This window comes from Streptomyces sp. NPDC048483 (genome assembly GCF_040651455.1).
GTDB lineage: Bacteria > Actinomycetota > Actinomycetes > Streptomycetales > Streptomycetaceae > Streptomyces.
In genome coordinates this window covers 1-13,038 of the sequence record NZ_JBEZJZ010000083.1, presented here as the reverse complement: position 1 = coordinate 13,038, position 13,038 = coordinate 1, and the positions used below count along the sequence as shown (strand labels likewise).

The window sequence follows — 13,038 nt, the reverse complement described above, 5'->3', positions numbered from 1 at the left end:
GGATCCGGACCGTTTCCCGTCGAATGCAGCGGGCGGTCGGTTCCGGCCGGTCCGTTCGCGCGACGATTTTCCGACCGGGGTCCTCGTCCGGGCCCCGTCCCCTCGCCGCCCGGCCCGCGCCCGGCCCGCGCCCGGCGTCCGTCTGGCGGCCCCCCTCGGGCCTTCGCCCGGCCTTCCCCTGACCCTCATCTGACCTTCCGTCAGAATGAAACGTGTTCTAGTCTGCCCCGCATGGGCATCGGAATCACACAAGAGCACCGCGACCTGGCCGAGGCGGCGCGTGGCTGGGCCGCGCGGGCCGTGCCGCCCGAGGAGATCCGCAAGCTGCTCGACGCCCCGCCGGGGCGCCACGGCAGGCCCGCCTACTGGGACCCGCTCGCCGCGCAGGGCCTGCTCGGGCTGCATCTGCCCGAGGCCGACGGCGGAGGCGGCGGCGCCCTGCTCGACCTCGCCGTCGTCCTGGAGGAGATGGGCCGCGCCGCGCTGCCGGGCCCGTATCTGCCCACCACCCTCGCCGCCGAGCTGCTCCGCCGCGGCGGACACCGGAACCTCGTACGGGCCCTGGCGACCGGCGAGCTCCTCGGCGCCGTCGCGCTCGGCGCGGGCTCACTCACCGCCGTCGAGGGCGCGGACGGCTACGCCCTGGACGGGACCGCACCTCCCGTACTCGCCGGCGGTGACGCGGACCTGATCGTGCTGGCGGCCGAGGCCTCCACCGGGACGCTCTGGCTGGCCGTCGACGCCGCGGCCCTCTCCGTACGCGTCCAGGAGAGCGCCGACCCGACCCGGCCGACCGCCGAGGTCAGCGCGGACGGCGTCCTGGTGCCCGCCGAGCGCCTCCTGGCCGTCGACAGCGCCCTCGTCCGCGACCTGGCCGGCGTGCTGTTCGCCGCCGAGGGCTGCGGCACCGCCGCCTGGGCACTGGACACCGCCGCCGCATACGCCGCGGTACGCGAACAGTTCGGCCGCCCGATCGGCCAGTTCCAGGCGGTCAAGCACCTCTGCGCCGACATGCTCGTACGCGGCGAACAGGCCCGCGCCCTGGTCTGGGACGCCGCCCGCGCCCTGGACGAGACGCCCGGCGTCCGCGGCCTGGCCGCCGCACTGGCCACCGCCACCGCTCTGGACGCCGCGTTCACCTGCGCCAAGGACTGCATCCAGATCCTCGGCGGCATCGGCTTCACCTGGGAGCACGACGCCCATCTCCATCTGCGCCGGGCCACGGTGGCCCGCCAGCTGCTCGGCAGCGGCGACACCCACCGGCAGCGGGCCGCCCGCTACGGCGCGGACGGCGCCCGCCGCGAACTGCGTCTGGAACTTCCGGCGGAGGCGGCGGAATTCCGGGAGGAGGCCCGTACCGTCATCGATGCCGTACGCGGCCTCGACCCCGCCGCCGTACGCCGCGCCCTCGCCCCCACCGGATACGCCGCCCCCCACCTCCCCAGGCCCTACGGACTCGGCGCCGCGCCCGTGCAGCAACTGGCCGTCCAGCAGGCGCTGGCGGCCGCCGAGGTGCAGGTCAGCGATCTGGGCATCGCCACCTGGGTGGTCCCTTCCCTGATCGCCCACGGCACCCAGGAGCAGCAGGACCGCTACCTGCTGCCCACCCTGCGCGGCGATCTGCTCTGGTGCCAGCTGTTCTCCGAGCCCGAGGCCGGCTCGGACCTGGCCTCGCTGCGGACCCGCGCGGAGAAGGCGGACAACGGCGGCTGGCGGATCAACGGCCAGAAGGTGTGGACCTCGGCCGCCCAGTGGTCGAGCCACGGCATCCTCCTGGCCCGTACCGACCCCAAGGCGCCCAAGCGCCAGGGGCTGACCTTCTTCCTCGTCGACATGAAGACCCCCGGGATCGACATCCGCCCGCTGAAGGAGATCACCGGCGACGCGCTCTTCAACGAGGTCTACTTCGACGATGTGCTGCTGCCCGCCGACGCGGTCGTCGGCGAGGTCGACAACGGCTGGAAGGTCGCCCGCACCACCCTCGACAACGAACGCGTCCACATGGCCGACCAGTTGACCTTCGGCACGGGACTGGAGGCGCTCATCGACCGCTCGGCCGAGCTGGACGGATCCGTACGGGCACGGGTGGGCGCGCTGGCCGCCGAGGCGCACGCGCTGGGCTGCATCGGGCTGCGCACCACGCTCCAGCAGGTATCCGGCCTGGAGCCGGGCGCCGGCGCCAGCATCCGCAAGCTGGTGCAGACCCCGCACCAGCAGAAGGTCGCCGAACTGGCGCTGGAACTGCTCGGCCCGGACGGCGCGGTCCGCGAGGGCGCCGGCCGGAGCGCACTGCACGGATTCCTCATGTCGCGCTGTCTGACCATCGCGGGCGGCACCACCCAGGTGCAGCTGAACGTCGTCGCGGAACGGCTGCTCGGCCTGCCCCGTGACCCGGAGCCCCGCCCGCTGATCTGACGAGCCCGGTGACTGTCTCTCCCCAGGAGGATCTGAATGGCTGGCAAGGCGTACATCGTCGGCGTCGGGATGACCAGGTTCGAGAAGCCCGAGACCCGCGAGTGGCAGTACTGGGACATGGCGAAGGAGGCGGGCGGCAAGGCGCTCGCCGACGCCGGGATCGGGTACGAGGCCATCGAGCAGGTGCCGGTCGGCTACTGCTACCAGGCCTCGACGGCGGGCCAGCGCGCCGCGTACGAACTGGGCCTGACGGGTGTCCCCGTCTACAACGTCAACAACAACTGTGCGACCGGTTCGACCGCACTGATGATGGCGCGTCAGTTCGTCGAGGCGGGCATCAACGACTGCGTCCTGGCGCTCGGCTTCGAGAAGATGAAGCGCGGCGCGCTGGGCGGCGGCGCGGACGGGGGCGACTTCGCCACGTCCCCGGTGGCCCGCCACTACGGCGTCATGGCGGCCGCCCACGGCTTCGAGATGACCCCGCCCACCGCCCAGATCTTCGGCAACGCGGCGCGCGAGCACATGGAGCGCTACGGCACCACCGCCGAACAGCTCGCCGCGGTCGGCGCCAAGAACCACCGGCACTCCGCGCACAATCCCCACGCCCAGTTCCAGGACGTCTACACGGTCGAGGAGATTCTCGCCGCCAAGACCATCCACCGTCCGCTGACCAAGCTCCAGTGCTCACCGACCTCCGACGGCTCGGCCGCCGCCGTCATCGCCTCCGAGCGCTTCGTGCGCGAACACGGGCTGGCCGACCGGGCGGTGGAGATCGCCGCCCAGGCCATGACGACCGACACCGACGACAGCTTCGCCTCCGGCTCCTGCATCGACGTCGTCGGCACACCGATGTCGCGCGCCGCCGCCCGCCAGGTCTACGCGGCCAGTGGACTCGGCATCGAGGACGTGGACGTCATCGAGCTGCACGACTGCTTCTCTATCAACGAACTGCTGACGTACGAGGCGCTGGGCATGTGCGCCGAAGGGGACTCGGGGAAGCTGGTCGCCGACGGGGCCACGACCTATGGCGGCCGGTGGGTGGTCAATCCCTCCGGCGGACTGATCTCCAAGGGCCACCCGCTGGGCGCCACGGGCCTGGCCCAGGCCGCCGAGCTGGTGTGGCAGCTACGGGGTACGGCCGGCGAACGGCAGGTGGCGGGGGCCCGGGTGGGGCTCGCGCACAACATCGGGCTGGGGGGCGCGGCGGTGGTGACGTTGTTGCGGAGGTGAGGGGGATCTGTCGCGGCGGGGTGGGGGGCTCGCGGCCTGCGGGGGGAATTGGTTGCCACCGGGGGATCGGTTGCCACCGGGGGATCCACCCGGTGCTTCCGGGGTCCGCCGGCTCCGGGAGGCCGCGGCCTTCGGCGACGTTGGGCTTGGGGGTGACGTTAACTCGGCTGTTGCCATGGGTAGTTGGCCCGCAAGGGGCCCTCCGTACCCCTAGGGGACCGCCACCCCCACCCCCTACGGGGCTCCCGCCCCCCGCGCGCCCCCGCCGCCCTCCGCCCCCCCGACCTAGGTCTCCCGGCAGCCGGCGGATGCTCCGATATACCGATGCAGGGGGCAAGCATCGAATGCGAGCATGGTCCGCATGCCCCCGATAGCCACCCCCGCCACGCTGTCCGCAACCGAGCGCCGCGCGGCCGCACCGCCCTGGCTGGTGATGCTGCTGGTCTGCGCGGGACAGTTCCTCGTCGTGCTGGACGTCTCCGTCGTGAACGTGGCGTTGCCCGCCATGCGCACCGGCCTCGGGCTGAGCGAACTGGGCCTCCAGTGGATCGTCAACGCCTACGTGATCACCTTCGCGGGCTTCATGCTCCTCGGCGGGCGGGCCGCCGACCTCTTCGGCCGTAAGCGGATCTTCGTCGTCGGACTGGCGCTGTTCACCGTCGCGAGCCTGGCCGGCGGGCTGGCCCAGGAACCCTGGCAGCTGATCGCGGCCCGGACGATCCAGGGCGTCGGCGCGGCGGTGCTCTCCCCGGCCACCCTCACGATCCTGACGACGTCCTTCCCGTCGGGCCCGGCCCGTACGAAGGCGATTGCCACCTGGACGGCGGTCGGCGCGGGCGGCGGCGCGGTCGGCGGTCTGGTCGGCGGGGTGCTCACCGAGTCCCTGTCGTGGCGCTGGGTGCTGCTGATCAATGTGCCGGTCGGGGCGCTGGTGCTGGCCGGCGCGGTGCTGTGGCTGACCGAGAGCCGACAGGGCGCCGGGCGGCGGCTGGATGTGCCGGGCGCGCTCCTGGTGACCGGCGGCCTCGGGCTGGTCGCGTACGGCATCGTGCAGACCGAGACGGACGGCTGGGCATCGGCGTCCGCGCTGCTGCCGCTGGCCGCCGGGCTCGTCGTGATCGCCGCGTTCATCGCCGTCGAGGCGCGCGCCAAGGCCCCGCTGATGCCGCTGGGCCTCTTCCGGCTGCGCTCGGTCTCCTCCGCGAACGCGGCGATGGTGCTGGCCGGCGCCGCGATGTTCTCGATGTGGTACTTCCTCTCCCTCTACGCCCAGAACGTGCTGGCCTATACGCCACTGCAGGCGGGGCTCTCTTTCATCCCGCACTCGCTGTCCATCGTCCTGGGCTCGAAGATCGCGCCGCGGCTGATGAACCGCGTGGGGGCCAAGAGCCTGGCCATAGGGGGCGCGGTGATTTCCGCGTGCGGAATGGTCTGGCAGGGCGCGATGGACGCCGACGGCACCTATCTCGGCACCATCCTGGGCCCCGGCATCCTGATGGCGTTCGGCGCGGGCCTGACCGCCACACCGGTCGCCTCCATCGCCACCTCCGGAGCCGACCCCGCCGACCAGGGCCTGGTCTCCGGCCTGATCAACACCTCCCGCCAGATGGGCGGTGCGCTCGGCCTCGCGGTGCTCTCCACGATCGCCGCCTCCCGGATCGCCGCCGGGCACGGCCGGGCGGCGCTGGCGGACGGCTACGGACTGGCCTTCCAGGTCGGGTCGGTGGTGCTGCTCGGCAGCATCACGCTGATGGTCCTCGCCCTGCCGCGCCGCCAGGCCGACGTCGGCCACGGCTGAGCGGGCCGGACGGGCGGCAGGCCGGGCTGCGCCAACCGGAGGGGCCTCTGGGGGCGGTGTCCGGTGGTGCCTGCCCTACAGCCACCCGTCGCGCCGCGCCGCCCGTACCGCCTCCATGCGGTTGCGGGTACCGGTCTTCCCGATGGCCGCCGAGAGATAGTTGCGGACCGTGGCCTGGGACAGATGCAGTTTGGTGGCGATGTCGGCGACCGTGGCGCCGTCCACGGCCGCGGTGAGGACGTCGCGTTCGCGCGGGGTGAGGGGATTGGGCCCGGTGCTCAGGGCGGCCGCGGCGAGGGCGGGGTCGATGACCCGTTCCCCGGCCAAAACCCGCCGGATCGCCGCCGCCAGCTCCTCCACGGGGCCGTCCTTGACCAGGAAGCCGGACGCCCCGGCCTCCATGGCGCGGCGCAGATAGCCGGGACGCCCGAAGGTCGTCACGATCAGCACCTTGCAGGACGGCAGCTGATCGCGCAGATCGGCCGCGGCGTCCAGGCCGCTGCAGCCGGGGAGTTCGATGTCCAGGAGCGCGATGTCGGGACGGGCGTCCAGGGCGGCGGGAACGATCTGATCGCCCGCCGCCACCTGGGCCACGACCTCCATGTCCTCCTCCAGGTCGAGCAGCAGCGCCAGCGCGCCCCGCATCATTCCCTGGTCCTCGGCCAGCAGGACCTTGATCACCTGGTCAACTCCTCCGCATCCGCCACATCGCCCGTACCGACCGGCAGTTCGGCCGTCACCCGGAAGCCACGCCGCCCGTCGGAGCCGCTGCTCAGCCTGCCGCCTGCCGCGGCCAGCCGCTCCGTCAGCCCCTTCAGGCCGGTCCCGCCCACGGGACCGGGACCCGCCGCGCCGCCGGAACGGCGCGCACCGTCCGGCTCGTCCACGCCGTCCGCAGCGTCCCGCGCGTCGCCGCCGCTCGTGCCGCCGCCGTGCCCCGGGACCCGGTCCCATAGCCAGGCCAGGCCATGTGCCGGGGCAGCACCGGAGCTTACGGGACCGCGGCCGTCGTCCGTGATTGTCAGCCGTACCCGGTCCTCGTCGGCGTGTACGTCGATCTCGCAGCGGGTCGCACGGCTGTGCCGGACGGCGTTGGTGATGCCCTCGCGGACCACCCAGCCCAGCAGCGCTTCGGCCTGAGTGGGGAGCGGCGGCCCGGCCTGCCGTACGACGGCCTCGATGCCGGCCGCCTCCAGCACCGAGCGGGCCCGGTCCAGCTCGGTGGCCAGACTGCCCTCGCGGTAGCCGGTCACCGCCTCACGGATCTCGGTCAGCGCCTGGCGGCCGACCGCCTCGATATCCGCGGCCTGGCCGAGCGCCGCCTCGAGGTTGCGCGGCGCCAGTCGGCGCACCGCCTCGGCCTTGACCACCACCACCGACAGGGTGTGCCCCAGCAGGTCGTGCAGATCGCGGGAGAAGCGCAGCCGCTCCTTCTCCACGGCCGAGCGGGCCAGTTCCTGGCGGGTGGTGTTCAGCTCCTGGATGGTGTCGAACAGGCTCAGGACCGTGGCTGTCACCATGCCGGACAGGAAGGTGCCGTAGCCGATGCCGAACGAGTCCGAAGGGTCACCGTTGTGCCCGCCGGCCAGATACCCGGCCGTACCGCTGAGCGCGATCAGCCAGAGGGCGAGCTTCTTTCCGCGCAGGGCGCGGACCGTGCCGGAGGCCAGCGACAGCAGCGGGAAGAACAGGAACCAGTTGCCGCCGAATCCGAGCGCGACGGCGAAGGTGATGGCGGTCAGCACGCCCAGCGCGAAGAGCGGATAGCGGGTGTCGCGCAGCCGTGGACTGAAGGACGACCAGACGACGGTGAGGTAGAAGGAGTTGAAGGCGAGCAGCCCCAGGCCGGCCAGCCAGGGGTTGCCCGTCTTGCCCTGGATAATGTTGGAGAAGGCGCCCAGACCCATCAGCAGCCAGGGCAGGAAGGCGTACTTGCCGGGTCCCTTGTCCGACATTTTCCCCGGCGCCTTCGTCCCGCAGGAGGCGCTGTCCACGGCGCTGCCCGTGGCGTTGTCGCCGTGTCCTTCGTCGCCGGGGTCCTGCCGCTTCTTGTCTCGCACTGCCGCTTCCCAGCTCTGCGCCATCGTCGATCACACCGTCCGTGCTGCACGACGGTACGCGTACACCGCATACCCGCCGAACAGCGCCAGCCAGGCGGCCAGCACCGCCACCGTGCCCAGGCCCGGTGCGCCGCCCTGGGTGACGCTCTGGCCGAGCTCGGCGAAGCGGTTGCCGGGCGTCCAGGAGGACAGCGCACGCAGCCAGCCGGGGAACAGCTCGGCCGGGAACCACAGGCCACCGATGATCGAGAACAGCAGCATGCAGCCCATGTTGACCACCCCGGTGGACTGCGAGGAGAGGCGGTAGCCGTTGCCGAGGCCGAGCAGGGTGAACGGCGCGGTGCCGACCCACAGCAGTGCGGCCAGTGCGGCCCACTGCCAGCCGGGCATCCGGACGCCGTTGACCAGCGCGCCCACCAGCAGCACGCAGGCAATCGCGGGCAGCACCGTCACCGTGCTGGTCAGCCCGCGCGCCACCACGACCCGTATCGGGCTCAGCGGGGTGATGCGCAACTGCCGCAGCCAGCCCAGGTGTTTGTCCTCGGCGACGCCGGTGCCCGTGCCGATCGCCGCGCCCAGTGCACCGTACGCGGCCATCCCGACCATCGAGGCGATCTTCCACTCCATGCCCGCGCCGGCGGGGCCCGTACCGATGTTGGTCATCAGCACATACATCAGCACCGGCATCCCGATGCCGAAGATCACAAAGCTCTTGTCGCGCAGCGTGCGGCGGACTTCGAGGCGGATGTAGCCGAGCATTACGCGATCTCCTTCGAGGAGGCGGCCGGGGCCGGTGACGAGGCCGAGCCCGAGGACGAGGCGGTGAGCTTGAGGAAGGCGTCCTCCAGACTGGCGGGGGTGACCTGGAGGCCCCGTACGAGACCGAGTTCGGCCAGCGCCAGGACCGTCGCGTCGGAGTCCGACGTGCGCAGCAGTGCGCGGTCGCCCCGTATCTCCACGGCGCTCACACCGGGCAGCGCGGGCAGGGGCTCGGACGGTGCGCCCGCGAGGTCGAAGGCGACCAGCGACCCGCCGGCCCGCCGCTTTATCGCCGCGCCGCTGCCGTCGGCGACCACCCGGCCGCCGTCGATCACCACGATCCGGTCGGCGTTGTCGTCCGCCTCCTCCAGGTAGTGGGTGGAGAAGAGGATGGTGTTGCCGCGCCGCGCATACGCCCGCATCGAGCGCCAGAAGGCACGCCGCGCCTCGACATCCAGCGCCGCGGTCGGCTCGTCGAGCACCAGCAGCTCAGGGTTGCCGGCCAGCGCCACCGCGAAGCGGACCCGCTGCGCCTGCCCGCCCGACAGCCGGTCCACCCGCCGCGCGGCGAACTCGCCGAGGCCCGCCAGCTCCAGGGCCTCGGTGACGTCCATGGGGCGCGGGTACGTCCCCGCGACGAAGGTGATCAGTTCGCGGACGGTGACCCGCGGGATGGGCTGCCCGTCCTGGAGCATGGCACCCACCCTGCCCGCCCGTACGGCGGCCTCCGGGGTGCCGCCGAACAGCCGTACCACCCCCGAGCCGGGCGGCAGCAGCCCCAGCAGCATGTTGATGGTGGTGGACTTCCCGGCGCCGTTGCGCCCGAGCAGCGCCACCGTCTCGCCCACGGCGATCTCCAGATCCAGCCCGTGCACGGCACGCACCGCACCGTAACTCCGCGTCACTCCCGAGAATCCCACCGCCGCGCCGCCGCCCCGCGCCCGCGCCGCCCGCGCCGCGCGCTCCGACCCCGCCACCTGCGCCGTCCCCGGCTTCACGCCCGGCTTCACGCCCGACGTCATGCCCGTCGTCACGTCCCTCGTCATGCCCGACCTCCCCGTCGTGTTCCTGTCCATGAATGTACGGAGAGTTGCGACGCGGCGGCAGATTCGAATGTGGGTGATCGCCCCTGACAAATGTCATGGGTGCGAGGGAGGGGGTCGGGGGTACCCCGATGCGGGTCAGGGGCGGCCGCGACGCGTGTCAGGGGCACGCACCCCCCGCCCCCGGCCTGACAACGTGTCAGGGGTCTTCCGAGTGCCCGGCGGATCGGCTATACATGAGGCGCATCGGCTAGAACGCGTTCTAGAAGTGTGCCGACGGACCGACAGCGGACCGACAGCGAAACGCCAACGGAAGACGGCGGAACGCCAACGGAAGACGGCGGAACGCCAACGGACCGCCAATGGGCCGCCGCCGGACCGCCGAAGGTGCGCCAACGGGTAACGGACCGCGCCCCACCGGCACGCCGGGAGGCGCCGACCGCGCACCGGCAGCGCTCCACCGGCTCACCGCCGGCACACCCCGGAACGCCGCCCCGCCGACCCGAAACGACCCCGGCCCGGCCGACGGTGCGGACGACCGGGCCGGGGTCTTCACGCCGTGTCACACCGTGGTGAAGGAGCAACCGCCCCATGCCCATCGACGCCGCCAAGGCCACCTCCGCCGAGCCGCGGACCACCGAACTCGCCTGGGATCACAAGGACATCCAGCTCTACCACCTCGGCATCGGCGCAGGCGCCGCCACGCCCGAAAAGCCGCACCCCGCCACCGACCCCGACGAACTGCGCTACACCCTCGAGAGCGCACTGCACGTCCTGCCGAGTTTCGCCACCGTCGCCGGCGGCGGCATGGCGGTGGCCGGCGGGATGGCCGCCCCCGGCATCGACGTCGATCTCGCCGCCGTCCTGCACGGCGGCCAGACCGTCACCGTCCACCGCGCCCTCCCCGTCCGCGGCCGCGCCACCCAGACCTCCACCGTCCCTGCCATCTACGACAAGCAGAAGGCGGCCGTCATCGTGCTGCGCTCCGAAGTGAGCGACGACGACGGCCCGTTGTGGACCTGCGACACCCAGATCTTCGTCCGCGGCGAGGGCGGCTTCGGGGGCGACCGCGGCCCCTCCGCCCGCCTCGAACTCCCCGACCGCGTCCCCGACCGCACCACCGAACGGCTCATCCGCGAGGACCAGGCCCTGCTCTACCGCCTCTCCGGCGACTGGAACCCGTTGCACGCCGACCCGGAGTTCGCCAAGCTCGCCGGCTTCGACCGGCCGATCCTGCACGGGCTGTGCTCGTACGGCGTCACCCTCAAGGCCGTCGTCGACACGGTGCTCGGCGGCGACGTCACACGCGTCCGCTCGTACACCACGCGTTTCGCGGGCATCGCGTTCCCCGGCGAGACGCTGCGGATCCGCATGTGGGAGGGCGACGGCAGGACTCAGGTGTCGGTCACGGCGGCCGACCGGGACGATGCGCCGGTCCTGGCGGACACCGTGGTCGAGCACAGCTGAGGGACCCACCAACCCGTAAGGAGCCGTGACATGCGCGCAGCCGTACAGCACGAGACAGGACAGGACAAACTCGAGGTCCTCGACGACATCGAGGCGGTGGGGTTCGGTCCCGGCAAGGTCAGAATGCGGATAAGGGCCACCGGGCTGTGCCACTCCGACCTCTCCGCGATGAACGGAGTGCTCCCGCAGCCCGCGCCCTTCGTCCCCGGGCACGAGGGCGCCGGCGAGATCCTCGATGTCGGCGACGGCGTCACCGGCCTCAGCCAGGGCGACCGCGTCCTGATGTGCTGGCTGCCCGCCTGCGGCACCTGTCCGTCCTGCAAACGCGGCCAGACCCATCTGTGTCTGGCCGGATTCATGAACGCCGGCACCCCCAACTTCAAGCGCACCGGCGCCGGTTCCTCCGACGTATTCGGCTTCGCCGGGACCGGCACCTTCGCCGAGGAGGTCGTGGTCGCCGCCAACTGCGCGGTCCCGATCCCCGACGACGTCCCGTACGAGATCGCCGCACTCATCGGCTGCGGCGTCACCACCGGGCTCGGCGCCGCGATCAACACCGCCAAGGTGGAGGCCGCGTCCTCGGTCGCGGTGATCGGCTGCGGCGGCGTCGGGATCTCCGTCATCCAGGGCGCGAAGGCCTGCGGCGCGGCCCAGATCGTCGCCGTCGACCCGGTGGCCGCCCGCCGTGAGGCCGCGCTCCGCTTCGGCGCCACCGAGGCGGTCGCACCCGGCGAACTCGCCGACGCCAAGCAGCGGATCACCGCGGGGGAGGGCTTCGACTACGTCTTCGAGGTGGTCGGCAAGTCCGCCACCGCCCGCACCGCCTACGAGACGACCCGGCGCGGCGGCACGCTGTGCGTGGTCGGCGCGGGCGCGCTGGACGACCCCTTCCAGGTCAATATGTTCGAGCTGTTCTTCGACGAGAAGCGGATCCTGCCCTCGCTCTACGGGGGCGCGGATGTGCTGCGCTCCTACGAGCGGGCCATCGCCCTGTGGCGGGCCGGCCGGATCGACCTCGAAGGCCTGATCACCCACCGCGTCCAGCTCGCCGAGATCAATGACGCCCTCGACCAGATGCGGTCCGGCACCGCGTTGCGTACCTGCATAGAGATCTGACCCGGCACTGAGATCTGACACTGCCACTGAGATCTGCCACGGACCCCGCACGCGATCGGAGAGGACAGCAATGGCACAGCCGCAGCCGAAGCCCCAGCCCCTGCCACTGGAGGGCCGGGCCGCGATCGTCACCGGTGCCGGCCGCGGCCTCGGGCGCGCCGAGGCCCTCGAACTCGCCCGCCTCGGCGCCGCTGTCGTCGTCAACGACTTCGGACAGCCGGGCCGGGACGGCACCGGCGAGGCATCCGCCGCCCCCGCCGAGGAGGTGGCCGCCGAGATCCGGGCGACGGGCGGCCGGGCCGTCGCCCACGTCGGCGATGTCGCCGACTTCGCGCAGGCCCGTGCGCTGGTCCAACTGGCCGTCGACACTTACGGACAGCTCGACATCCTGGTCAACAACGCGGGCATACTCCGCGACCGGATGGTGTTCTCCATGAGCGAGGGCGAATGGGACTCGGTGATCCGCGTCCACCTCAAGGGCCACTTCAATACCACCCACTTCGCCGCGGTCCACTGGCGCGCCCGCTCCAAGGCGGCCGGCGGCCCGGTGTACGGGCGGATCGTCAACACCTCGTCCGAGGCCTTCCTCGCGGGCTCGGCGGGCCAGCCCAACTACGCCGCGGCCAAGGGCGGCATCGTCGGCCTCACCACCTCCACGGCGCTGGCGCTGGCCAAGTACGGCGTGACCGCCAACGTCATCTGCCCGCGCGCCCGCACCCGGATGACGGACGACGTCTTCGCGGGCTTCGCGGTCCCCGATGACGGCAGGCTGGACGCGCTCGCGCCCGAGCATGTCTCCCCGCTCGTCGGCTATCTGGCCTCACCGGCCGCCGCCAAGGTCAACGGCCAGCTGCTGGTCGTCCACGGCGGCATGGTCGCCATCGCCGAACGCCCCAGGATCGCCGCCAAATTCGACACCGCGAAGGACGTCTTCACCTTCGAGGAGCTGGACGGGGTGCTCACGCCGTACTACGCACAGCGGCCGCCGAACGAGACCTTCGGGGCGGCCGAGGTCCTGGCCCTCAAACACGGGTGACACACAACGGCCGTGGGCGCCCCCCCCGGGGCGCCGGGGGGGGGCCCCCGCCCGGGGGAGGCGCGGTTCGCCCAACGGAAGCTCACACCGAAGTACAACACTACACACAAACAG

Annotated in this window: 10 protein-coding genes; 6 read left to right on the top strand and 4 right to left on the bottom strand. The window is 72.4% G+C overall.

Features of this window, described 5'->3' with window-relative positions:
- Positions 1–231: 231 nt before the first annotated feature.
- The 3 genes from AB0D04_RS31245 to AB0D04_RS31235 all read left to right on the top strand — a co-directional run bounded on the left by AB0D04_RS31245 (position 232) and on the right by AB0D04_RS31235 (position 5,443).
- Positions 232–2,415 (top strand): acyl-CoA dehydrogenase, encoded by a 2,184-nt coding sequence (locus AB0D04_RS31245; RefSeq protein ID WP_362710076.1) that lies wholly within the window; start codon positions 232–234, stop codon positions 2,413–2,415.
- Positions 2,416–2,451: 36 nt separating this feature from the next.
- A complete protein-coding gene (locus tag AB0D04_RS31240) occupies positions 2,452–3,645 on the top strand; it encodes a lipid-transfer protein (RefSeq protein WP_362710074.1) in 1,194 nt (397 codons plus the stop codon).
- A 352-nt stretch (positions 3,646–3,997) separates the two neighbouring features.
- Complete coding sequence (locus AB0D04_RS31235; RefSeq protein WP_362710072.1) at positions 3,998–5,443, top strand: MFS transporter; 1,446 nt, start codon at positions 3,998–4,000, stop codon at positions 5,441–5,443.
- A gap of 75 nt (positions 5,444–5,518) precedes the next feature.
- On the opposite strand, the gene AB0D04_RS31230 is transcribed toward AB0D04_RS31235, so the two are convergent.
- From AB0D04_RS31230 to AB0D04_RS31215, 4 genes are all read right to left on the bottom strand, one after another.
- A complete protein-coding gene (locus tag AB0D04_RS31230; RefSeq protein WP_362710070.1) occupies positions 5,519–6,124 on the bottom strand; it encodes a response regulator transcription factor in 606 nt (201 codons plus the stop codon).
- Positions 6,121–7,398 (bottom strand): sensor histidine kinase, encoded by a 1,278-nt coding sequence (locus tag AB0D04_RS31225; RefSeq protein WP_362710134.1) that lies wholly within the window; start codon positions 7,396–7,398, stop codon positions 6,121–6,123. The genes AB0D04_RS31230 and AB0D04_RS31225 overlap by 4 nt, the downstream gene beginning before the upstream one ends.
- 135 nt (positions 7,399–7,533) lie before the next feature.
- Complete coding sequence (locus AB0D04_RS31220; RefSeq protein WP_362710067.1) at positions 7,534–8,262, bottom strand: ABC transporter permease; 729 nt, start codon at positions 8,260–8,262, stop codon at positions 7,534–7,536.
- Positions 8,262–9,182 (bottom strand): ABC transporter ATP-binding protein, encoded by a 921-nt coding sequence (locus tag AB0D04_RS31215; protein ID WP_362710131.1) that lies wholly within the window; start codon positions 9,180–9,182, stop codon positions 8,262–8,264. The genes AB0D04_RS31220 and AB0D04_RS31215 overlap by 1 nt, the downstream gene beginning before the upstream one ends.
- A 714-nt stretch (positions 9,183–9,896) precedes the next feature.
- Between AB0D04_RS31215 and AB0D04_RS31210 the strand changes: the two genes are divergently transcribed.
- The 3 genes from AB0D04_RS31210 to AB0D04_RS31200 all read left to right on the top strand — a co-directional run bounded on the left by AB0D04_RS31210 (position 9,897) and on the right by AB0D04_RS31200 (position 12,924).
- Positions 9,897–10,772 (top strand): MaoC/PaaZ C-terminal domain-containing protein, encoded by an 876-nt coding sequence (locus AB0D04_RS31210; protein ID WP_362710065.1) that lies wholly within the window; start codon positions 9,897–9,899, stop codon positions 10,770–10,772.
- Positions 10,773–10,802: 30 nt separating this feature from the next.
- Positions 10,803–11,888, top strand: a complete 1,086-nt coding sequence (locus AB0D04_RS31205; RefSeq protein ID WP_362710062.1) for a Zn-dependent alcohol dehydrogenase — start codon at positions 10,803–10,805, stop codon at positions 11,886–11,888.
- A gap of 70 nt (positions 11,889–11,958) precedes the next feature.
- Positions 11,959–12,924 carry a 3-oxoacyl-ACP reductase gene (locus AB0D04_RS31200; RefSeq protein WP_362710059.1) on the top strand — a complete coding sequence of 322 codons (966 nt, stop codon included), beginning with the start codon at positions 11,959–11,961 and terminating at the stop codon, positions 12,922–12,924.
- Positions 12,925–13,038 lie beyond the last annotated feature (114 nt).

Coding starts and splice junctions, on each gene's coding strand:
- AB0D04_RS31245 (WP_362710076.1), top strand. CDS start 232: ATGGGCATCGGAATCACACAAGAGCACCGCGACCTGGCCGAGGCGGCG.
- AB0D04_RS31240 (WP_362710074.1), top strand. CDS start 2,452: ATGGCTGGCAAGGCGTACATCGTCGGCGTCGGGATGACCAGGTTCGAG.
- AB0D04_RS31235 (WP_362710072.1), top strand. CDS start 3,998: ATGGTCCGCATGCCCCCGATAGCCACCCCCGCCACGCTGTCCGCAACC.
- AB0D04_RS31225 (WP_362710134.1), bottom strand. CDS start 7,398: ATGTCGGACAAGGGACCCGGCAAGTACGCCTTCCTGCCCTGGCTGCTG.
- AB0D04_RS31220 (WP_362710067.1), bottom strand. CDS start 8,262: ATGCTCGGCTACATCCGCCTCGAAGTCCGCCGCACGCTGCGCGACAAG.
- AB0D04_RS31210 (WP_362710065.1), top strand. CDS start 9,897: ATGCCCATCGACGCCGCCAAGGCCACCTCCGCCGAGCCGCGGACCACC.
- AB0D04_RS31205 (WP_362710062.1), top strand. CDS start 10,803: ATGCGCGCAGCCGTACAGCACGAGACAGGACAGGACAAACTCGAGGTC.
- AB0D04_RS31200 (WP_362710059.1), top strand. CDS start 11,959: ATGGCACAGCCGCAGCCGAAGCCCCAGCCCCTGCCACTGGAGGGCCGG.